Source organism: Kitasatospora sp. NPDC029367 (assembly GCF_055569135.1).
Genome location: NZ_JBVHYH010000071.1, coordinates 20,369 through 28,730, shown reverse-complemented (window position 1 = coordinate 28,730; position 8,362 = coordinate 20,369). Strand labels below are relative to the sequence as shown.

Annotated in this window: 4 protein-coding genes; 3 read left to right on the top strand and 1 reads right to left on the bottom strand. The window is 74.1% G+C overall.

The window, feature by feature from the left end; genetic code table 11:
* Nucleotides 1-290: 290 nt before the first annotated feature.
* Nucleotides 291-1,469, top strand: a complete 1,179-nt coding sequence (moeZ, locus tag ACZ4W5_RS29915) for an adenylyltransferase/sulfurtransferase MoeZ (protein WP_360244598.1) — start codon at nt 291-293, stop codon at nt 1,467-1,469.
* Between the two features lie 98 nt (nt 1,470-1,567).
* Here moeZ and ACZ4W5_RS29910 read toward each other — a convergent pair whose 3' ends face one another.
* Entirely contained in the window at nt 1,568-4,306 is a 2,739-nt protein-coding gene (locus tag ACZ4W5_RS29910) for a flippase-like domain-containing protein (protein WP_465658025.1), read from the bottom strand.
* Nucleotides 4,307-4,440: 134 nt separating this feature from the next.
* On the opposite strand from ACZ4W5_RS29910, the gene ACZ4W5_RS29905 reads away from it, so the two are divergent.
* Nucleotides 4,441-4,818 carry an MGMT family protein gene (locus tag ACZ4W5_RS29905; protein WP_402481442.1) on the top strand — a complete coding sequence of 126 codons (378 nt, stop codon included), beginning with the start codon at nt 4,441-4,443 and terminating at the stop codon, nt 4,816-4,818.
* 97 nt (nt 4,819-4,915) lie between these two features.
* Nucleotides 4,916-8,281 carry an ATP-dependent helicase gene (locus tag ACZ4W5_RS29900; RefSeq protein WP_465658023.1) on the top strand — a complete coding sequence of 1,122 codons (3,366 nt, stop codon included), beginning with the start codon at nt 4,916-4,918 and terminating at the stop codon, nt 8,279-8,281.
* Nucleotides 8,282-8,362: the final 81 nt, after the last annotated feature.

Here is an 8,362-nt window from a genome sequence, read left to right as displayed (position 1 = left end):
GGGGGTGCGGGGGGGGGGGGGGTGGGGGGGTGTTTGGGGGGGGAGGGCTGTGGGGGGGGAAGCGGGCGGCGAGGCCCCCCTCCCCCCACACCCCTGCCCCCGGGCCGCTCCGGGGCGTCCGGCGGGCGGTTCCACGATCCGGCGCGGCCCGTCTCGCCCATCGGACGGGCTGTCTCGGAATACCGGTGGGGCATGACACTGTTGGCCTAGAGAGCCACCTGAGTGGCGGTGCAACAACCCCGTCCGAGGCTGGCCCCGGCCGCCTGAACAAGAGACCCATCGGAGTCCCCGTGTCGTTGCCACCCCTGGTCGAGCCGGCCGACGAGCTCACCGTCGACGAGGTCCGCAGGTACTCCCGCCACCTGATCATCCCGGACGTCGGGATGGCCGGGCAGAAGCGGTTGAAGAACGCCAAGGTGCTCTGCGTCGGCGCCGGCGGCCTCGGTTCGCCCGCCCTGATGTACCTGGCCGCCGCCGGTGTCGGCACGCTGGGCATCGTCGAGTTCGACGTGGTCGACGAGTCGAACCTGCAGCGCCAGATCATCCACGGCCAGGCCGACATCGGCCGCTCCAAGGCGGAGTCCGCGCGCGACTCGGTGCGGCAGATCAACCCGTACGTCGAGGTGGTCCTGCACGAGGAGCGTCTCGACAACTCCAACGTGATGGAGATCTTCGCCGGCTACGACCTGATCGTGGACGGCACCGACAACTTCGCCACCCGCTACCTGGTGAACGACGCCGCGGTGCTGCTCGGCAAGCCGTACGTGTGGGGCTCGATCTACCGCTTCGACGGCCAGGCCAGCGTGTTCTGGGCCGAGCACGGCCCCTGCTACCGCTGCCTCTACCCGGAGGCCCCGCCGCCGGGCATGGTCCCGTCCTGCGCCGAGGGCGGCGTGCTGGGCGTGCTCTGCGCGTCCATCGGCTCGATCCAGGTGAACGAGGCGATCAAGCTGCTGGCCGGGATCGGCGACCCGCTGGTCGGCCGGCTGATGATCTACGACGCCCTGGAGATGAACTACCGCCAGGTGAAGGTCCGCAAGGACCCGAACTGCGCGGTCTGCGGCGAGAACCCGACGGTCACCGAGCTGATCGACTACGAGGCCTTCTGCGGCGTCGTGTCGGAGGAGGCGCAGGCCGCGGCCGCCGGTTCGACCGTCACCTCGAAGCAGCTCAAGCAGTGGCAGGACGACAAGGAGGACATCTACCTCATCGACGTCCGCGAGCCCGGTGAGTACGAGATCGTCAACATCCCCGGCGCGGTGCTGATCCCGAAGAACGAGTTCCTCATGGGTGACGCCCTGGAGAAGCTGCCGCAGGACCGCAAGATCGTGCTGCACTGCAAGTCGGGTGTGCGCTCGGCCGAGGTGCTGGCCGTGGTCAAGGCCGCGGGCTTCGCCAACGCCGTCCACCTGGGCGGCGGCGTGCTCGGCTGGGTGAACCAGATCGAGCCGCACAAGCCGGTCTACTAGGCCGACGTACGGCCGTACATCCGGCTGTACGGCCGGGCGTACGACTCAGGGCCCCACCGCCGAGCGGTGGGGCCCTTCGTCGTCTCCGCGCGCCGCGCTCAGAGCGCGTGCTTGCGCTGCAGCACGTTGTAGGCGATCCAGCCCGGCAGCACCGGCAGCCAGAAGGTGAGCGCCCGGTAGAGGAACACCGCCGGGGTGGCGACCGCCGGGGAGACGTCCGCGACGGTCAGGGCGCCGATCAGGGCCACCTCGACCGGGCCGATGCCGCCCGGGGTGGGGATCGCCGAGCCGGCCGCGTTGGCGGTGAGGAAGACCACCGCGACGGCCGAGAAGCTGATGTCGCCGCCGAAGGCCTGCACCGAGAAGTCCAGGCAGGCGGTGAAGGACAGGGTCAGCAGCAGGATGCCGCCGAAGCCGGTGATCAGCTTGCTGGGCGTCTGCATCAGGTCGAGCATCCGCGGCACCACGCCGAAGAACAGCGAGCGCAGCCGGCCCAGCACGAAGCGGCGCAGCGGCGCGACCGCGGCCACCACGAGGGCGAGCACGGCGGCGGTCAGCACCCCGATGATCACCGCCCGGGAGGCGGAGAGGTCGCCGTTGGTCTGGCTGCCGGTGATCAGGCCGAAGCTGAACAGCAGCAGCAGGTGCCCGGCCAGGCCCGCCAGCTGGGAGGCGCCGACCGAGGCGACCGCCTGGCCCGGGCGGATCCCGGCCTTCTGCAGGTAGCGGGTGTTGAGCGCGATGCCGCCGATCGCCGCCGGGGCGACCAGCTTCACGAAGGAGCCGGCCAGCTGGGCCGCGACGGTGCGCCGGAACGGCAGCCGCTCGGGCACGAAGCCGGTCAGGCTCATCGCGGCGGCGACGTAGCTGAACGCGGCCGCCAGCAGGGCCGCCGCCGCCCACGCCCAGTTCATCTGGGAGAGCTTGAGCTGGGCCGGCTTGATGGTGGTCAGCGCCAGGTAGGCGGCGAAGGTGAGCGCGATCACCATGATCAGGCTCTTCGGCTTGAGCCGCTCCAGCTTGGCCGGCTCCATCGGCGCCTCGGGGGCGATCTGCAGGATCTGGCCGCGGATGCGGCTGAGCAGGTCCTCGCCGGCCGCCGCGATGTCCTCCTCGGCCTGCTGCTGGGTGCGCTCGCCGGCCGCGACCTGCTCCAGCGCCCTGGCCCGGGCGGCGGCCTTGCGCTCCTTGGTGAGCCTGGCGAGGTCGATCCGGGTGGAGCGGCTCATCCCGACCGGCTGGAGCAGCGGCAGCGCCTGGGCGACCCGGTCCGCGCCGAGCACCGCGTTGGCGGTGGCGACGGCCCGCTCGGGGCCGATCCGCAGCGCGAAGGTGGTGAGCAGCTGGGCGACGTCGATGCGCAGGGTCAGGTCGGTGGCGGCGATGTCGCCGCCGGAGAGGTTGACCAGGCAGGCCGTCTTGTCGTCCACCACGAGCAGCGACTCGCCGGTCAGCCGGCGGTGGGCGATCCGGCGCTCGTGCAGGGCCGCCACCGACTGCCACAGCGAGGCCATCACCAGGTCGGTGACCTCCTCGTCGGTGAGCTCGTCCAGGGTGCGGCCCTCGACGTTCTCGTACACCAGGATCGCGGCGTCCGGGCCCAGCTCGGAGGTGGCCACCAGCTGCGGCGCGCGGGCGCCCGAGGCGGCCGCCGCGTACGCGATCAGGGCCTCCTGCTCCAGCGCCTGGCGCAGCGACTGGGGGCTGCGGCGCACCGCTACCGAGCGCAGCCGCAGCCGGCGCCAGGCCCGGTAGAAGAAGCCGGAGGCCTGCTGCTCGCGGTCGATGATGTGGACGTCCAGCGGCGGGCCGTCCTGCTGGGTGACGTAGTAGCGGCGGGTGCCGCCGGGGGCGTCCGGGGCGCGGTGGGCGCCGTCCGGGGTGAAGCCGACCTTGCGCAGGCCGATCATCAGGTGCTGGCCGGTGGGCCGGATGTTGGGGGAGCCGATCGCGTACAGCGTGCCGTAGGCGACGGACCAGCCGATCAGCACGGTGAGCATCAGCGACAGCGGGGTGGTGTAGTCGCCGAGCAGCTCGGTGACCCCGCTGAAGATCACCACCACCCACAGGGCCACCCGCCAGCGCGGTCTGCTCGTCATGCCGACGGCGGTCATGTAGGCGATCACCGGGGCGAGGTAGCCGTGCACCGGGTCGGTGAGGGTGTTGTGGCTGTCCATCGGCAGCCGGGTCAGCGCGGTGCGGATGTGCTCGGAGGCGCCCTCGGCCACCCACCAGTCGATGCCCAGCGAGACGCCGTACGCGAGCACCGAGGCGAGCACGCCGTCGGCGACCCGCAGGCCGTCGCGTTTGATCAGCCGCTCGACCGCGAAGGCCAGCGGCACGGCGAGCACCGCGACGCTGGAGACCAGGCCGGTGATGGTGGACAGCACCGCGGAGAAGTGCGGCGCGTTGGTGGCGATGTCCTGCTCGATGCCGGTGGTCGTCGAGGTGGCGATGCCGGCCAGGACGAAGACGGCGACTATCCCGAAGACCCCGGCCAGGAAGCGGATCAGGTCGGACGGGCGGTGCGCGCGGGCGGCGAGCAGCGGCTCGTCGACGTCCAGGTGCGGGGCGTCGTCCAGCGGGTCGTGGTGCTCGGTCCGCGGGGCCGGCGGGGCCGGGGCGGGGACGGGCGGGGCCGGGGCGGGCGGCTCCGCCGGAGCCTCGGGGGCCTTCTCGGGCGTGGGGGTCTTGATCGTCAGGTCCTTGATCAGGGAGACTTCCGGGGTCGGCCCGGGAACGGGCCGCCCATCGGACTCGTCACCGGGCGCCGGGGGCACGACGGAGCCGGACTCGTCGGAGTCCTTGTCCACGCCCACGTCAGCCGTCCCGGTCATCTGGTCTTGTCCTCGTATCACCACTCACCGCCCCGAAGATGGTGGCATGCCCCGACCTCCCGTGCTGGACAGGGGCCGGATCGGGCGCGGCGGGTCGTTCGTACGGGGCCGCGCGCGCGTCCCTGTAAGGAAGAATGCCGCAGGTGACGGACGTAACAGACGACGGCGTCCCGGACGCCCTACCACCGTTCGCCGAACTGGTGCTCGACCTGACCGAGCGGATTCCACCCGGCCGGGTGATGACCTACGGCGACGTCGCCGAGTACCTCGGCCAGGGCGGCCCCCGGCAGGTCGGCCGGGTGATGGCCCTGTACGGCGGCTCGGTGCCCTGGTGGCGGGTGATCCGCGCCGACGGCCGGCTGCTGCCCGGCCACGAGCACCGCGCCCTCGCCCACTACGGCGAGGAGGGCACCCCGCTGCGCGAACTCGCCGACCCGCCCCGGGTCGACCTCCGGCGGGCCCGCTGGGACGGCGGGGAGAATTCACCGGATCCCGCGCGCGGCCGGGATTGACGGGGCAGGATCGTAGGCTCGATGCGGGCGGGCCCTCCGCGATCCCTCGGCGGGCCCGCCCCGGCCATGCCCTTCCGTTCAACCCCAGGACCCGTTCGTGAGTTCGCCCTACCGGCTCGTGCGCAACCCGCTCGTCCAGCCCGACCCGCCCGTGCTGGACGCCTACCAGCGCGCCGTGGTCGAGCACACCGGCGGCCCGCTGCTCGTCCTCGCCGGGCCTGGCACCGGCAAGACCACCACCCTGGTCGAGGCGGTCGCCCGGCGGATCCAGGACGGCACCGACCCCGAGAAGATCCTCGTCCTCACCTTCAGCCGCAAGGCCGCCGTCGAACTGCGCGACCGGATGTCCGGCCGGCTCGGCTCCACCGCCGCCGCCCCGCAGGCCACCACCTTCCACTCCTTCTGCTACGCCCTGCTGCGCGCCCACCAGGACCCGGAGGAGTACGCCGAACCACTGCGGCTGCTCTCCGGCCCCGAACAGGACGTCATGGTCCGCGAACTGCTGGCCGGCGGCGCCGAGGACGCCCGCGACGGCCGCGGCCGGATCGCCTGGCCGCTCGACCTGCGCGCCTGCCTGACCACCCGCGGCTTCGCCGACGAAGTCCGCGCGGTGCTCGCCCGCAGCCGCGAACTCGGCCTCGGCGAGGCCGAACTCGAACGCTTCGCCCAGGGCGTCCAGCGCCCCGACTGGGCCGCCGCCGCACACTTCCTCGCCGACTACCTCGACGTGCTCGACCTGCGCGGCGTCCTCGACTACGCCGAACTCGTCCACCGCGCCGTGCTGCTCGCCGAACGCCCCGAGATCGGCGAGGACCTGCGCCGCCGCTACGAGGTCGTCTACGTCGACGAGTACCAGGACACCGACCCCTCCCAGGTCCGGCTGCTGCGCCAGCTCGCCGGCGGCGGCCGCGACCTGGTCGCCGTCGGCGACCCCGACCAGTCGATCTACGCCTTCCGCGGCGCCGACATCAACGGCATCCTCGACTTCCCCCAGGCCTTCCGCCGCGCCGACGGCACCCCCGCCGAGGTCAAGGTGCTGCGGGTCTCCCGCCGCTCCGGCGCCGTCCTGCTCGCCGCCTCCCGCGAACTCGCCCGCCGGATGCCGATGGGCCGGCTGCCCGCCGACAAACTCGCCCAGCACCGCGCCCTGCTGCCCTCCCGCGAGGGCGGCCGGGTCGAGGTGTACACCTATCCCACCCCCGGCGCCGAGCTCGACTCGATCGCCGACCTGCTGCGCCGCGCCCACCTGGAGGACGGCGTGCCCTGGGGCGAGATGGCCGTGCTGGTCCGGGCCGGCGCCCGCTCCATCCCCGGGGTGCGGCGGGCCCTCGGCGCGGCCGGCGTCCCGCTGGAGATCGACGGCGACGACCTGCCGCTGCGCGAGGAACCCGCCGTCGCCCAGCTGCTGCTCGCCCTGCGGGTCTGCGCCGAGCAGGCCGCCCGCGACAAGCAGGCCCTCCTCGACACCCCCGGCCCGCACGCCGCCGGTCCGCACCCTGCCGACCCGCACGCCGCCGACCCGCTCACCGAGGAGCTGGCCCACGCCCTGCTCACCGGCCCGCTCGGTGGCCTCGACGGCTCCGACCTGCGTCGCCTCGGCCGCGCCCTGCGCGAGGAGGAGCGCGCCGCCCTGCGCGCCGACGGCCTCCCCCACGTCGCCCCGCGCCCGGCCGGAGTGCTGATCCGGGAGGCCCTCGCCGAACCCGAGCGGCTGGTCGCCCTCGACCCGGCCACCGCCCGCCGCGCCCGCGACCTCGGCACCCTGCTGCGCAAGGTCCGCGAACTGCTGGCCGGCGGCTGCACCGCCGAGGAGGCCCTGTGGGAGCTGTGGGACGGCAGCCGCCGCTGGCGCGAACGCCTGGAGCGCGCCGCCCTGCGCGGCGGCGCCGCCGGCCGCAACGCCGACCGCGACCTGGACGCGCTGTGCGCCCTGTTCGAGACCGCCGCCCGCGCCGAGGAGCAGGTCACCGGCCACCGCAGCGCCCTCGACCTGCTCGCCGAACTCGAAGCCCAGGACATCGCCGCCGACACCCTCACCGTCCGCACCGTCCGCCCCGAGGCGGTGCGGCTGATGACCGCCCACCGCTCCAAGGGCCTGGAGTGGCGCCTGGTCGTCGTCGCCGGCGTCCAGGACGGCCTCTGGCCCGACCTGCGCCGCCGCGGCTCCCTCCTGGAGGCCGACCGGATCGGCCGCGACGGCCTCGCCGAACCGCTCTCCCCGGCCGCCCTGCTCGGCGAGGAACGCCGGCTCTTCTACGTCGCCGCCACCCGCGCCAAGGAACGGCTGATCGTCACCGCCGTCAAGGCGCCCGCCGACGACGGCGACGAACCCTCCCGCTTCCTGCGCGAGCTCTACCGCGAGGACGTCGACCCGCGCACCGGCAAGGTGGTGCGCCGCACCCCGCCGGTCACCGTCGAGGACGTCACCCACCGCCCGCGCCGCCCGCTCTCGGTGGCGGCCCTGGTCGCCGAACTGCGCGCCGTCACCGTCGACCCCACCCGCTCGCCGGAACTGCGCCGCGCCGCCGCCGAACGCCTCGCCACCCTGGCCGCCGCCACCGACGAGGACGGGCTGCCGCTGGTGCCCGCCGCCCACCCCGACCGCTGGTGGGGCCTGGACGACGCCACCACCGCCCCCGAGCCGCTGCGCAGCGCCGACGCGCCCGTCCGGCTGTCCGGCAGCGGCCTGGAGCAGCTGGAGAACTGCTCGCTGCAGTGGTTCCTCGACAAGGAGGTCAAGGCCCGCGCCCCCGGCACCGCCGCCCAGGGCTTCGGCAACGTGGTGCACGCCCTCGCCGACGAGGTCGGCTCCGGCCGCACCCCCGCCGACCTCGCCGTCCTGATGGCCCGCCTGGACACCGTCTGGGACGCCCTCGCCTTCGACGCCCCCTGGAAGTCCCAGCAGGAGAAGGGCGAGGCCCGCACCGCCCTGGAGCGCTTCCTCAACTGGCACGTCCTGGAGCGCGGCCGCGACCTGGTCGCCACCGAGCACGGCTTCGACGTCACCCTCGACGTCGGCGGCGTCTCGGTGCGCATCCGCGGCTCGATGGACCGGGTCGAGAAGGACCACGCCGGACGCGCCTACGTGGTCGACTTCAAGACCGGCAAGCAGATTCCCACCGACAAGTCGCTGCCCGAGCACAAGCAGCTCGCCGTCTACCAGCTGGCCGTCCGGGCCGGCGCCCTCAACGAGCTGCCCGGCTTCACCGAGCACCCCCCGGCCACCGGCGGCGCCGAGCTCGTCCACCTGCGCGAGGCCGCCGCCAAGGCGGACCCGGACGCCCCCAAGGTGCAGCGGCAGGAGCCGCCCGAGGGCGAGCCGTGGATCGAGAACCTGCTCGCCGAGGCCGCCGGCAAGGTCCTCGCCGAACGCTTCGTCCCGCAGACCGGGGGCGGCTGCGACCGCTGCTCCTTCCGCCGCAGCTGCTCGGCCCAGCGGGACGGGGCGCAGCTCGTCGAGTAGCGGCTCTGCGCGCGGCTCGGCGAGGGGGGCTCGGCGCAGGTGGGGCGGGCGGGGAACGGGCGGGTGACGCCCGGACCGGGA

Bases quoted from the DNA above. Each gene is read 5' to 3' on its own strand.
- ACZ4W5_RS29910 (WP_465658025.1), bottom strand. From the start codon at position 4,306: ATGACCGGGACGGCTGACGTGGGCGTGGACAAGGACTCCGACGAGTCC.
- ACZ4W5_RS29905 (WP_402481442.1), top strand. From the start codon at position 4,441: ATGCCGCAGGTGACGGACGTAACAGACGACGGCGTCCCGGACGCCCTA.